This window comes from Rhodococcus sp. IEGM 1370, assembly GCF_033142325.1.
Classification (GTDB): domain Bacteria; phylum Actinomycetota; class Actinomycetes; order Mycobacteriales; family Mycobacteriaceae; genus Rhodococcoides.
Map to the genome: position 1 here is coordinate 1 of NZ_JAWLRY010000071.1, position 888 is coordinate 888.

Genomic DNA, 888 nt, shown 5'->3' on the forward strand with positions numbered 1-888 from the left:
GTTCTCGCTGTCATCGCCCTCAAGGCGCAGTACCGTCTCGATGTGCTGCTCGACGTCGCCGGCTTGGCCCGCTCGACGTTTTTCTACCGTCAGGCGCAGTTACGTCGGCCCGACCCGAAGTCCGCGTTGAAAGCTGCGGTGACCAGCGCGTTCGAGAACAATCACCGACGCTACGGGCATCGGCGTGTGCACCGAGTCCTCGTCGACAAAGGGTGGCGGGTGGCGAAGAAGACGGTGCTCGCGGTGATGCGTGAGCTCGGGTTGGTCTGTGTTGTGCGGAGCCGTCGACGGTATGTCTCGTATCAGGGTCAGGTCGGGGCGGTCGCGGCGAACGTCCTCGATCGTCAGTTCACGGCGGCGGCCCCGAATCAGAAGTGGGTCACCGATGTCACCGAGTTCCGGGTCGGGGACGCGAAGTTGTATCTGTCGCCGGTGATGGATCTGTTCGACCGTCAGATCATCTCGTATTCGATCGGAAAGTCTCCGACGACGGAGTTCACCAACCGTTCCCTGCGGGCAGCATTGGACACCCTCGGTGAACGGGAGTGTCCAATTGTGCACTCGGATCAGGGTTTTCACTATCAGCACTCTTCGTGGCGACGGTTGCTGGCCGATGCGGGAGCGATCCAGTCGATGTCCCGCAAAGCGAACTGCTACGACAATGCGATCATCGAGAACTTCTTCGGTCACCTCAAAGAAGAGATGTTTCATCACGTCCGATACCTGAACCTCGACGCCTTGCGCACCGCGATCGAGGACTACATCGACTGGTTCAACAACGATCGCATCTCGCTACGCCTCGACGGCCTGAGCCCGGTGCGATACCGAGCCCAGGCCCTCGCGGCCTAGGATTTCCATTAACCGGTCCAACCCACGGGGACCAGTGCA

General features: G+C 60.7%; 1 protein-coding gene. It reads left to right on the forward strand.

The window, feature by feature from the left end; translation table 11 throughout:
• A partial coding sequence (locus tag R4P47_RS25035; protein ID WP_269596907.1) for an IS3 family transposase occupies positions 1-849 on the forward strand: 849 nt, incomplete at its 5' end.
• Positions 850-888 lie beyond the last annotated feature (39 nt).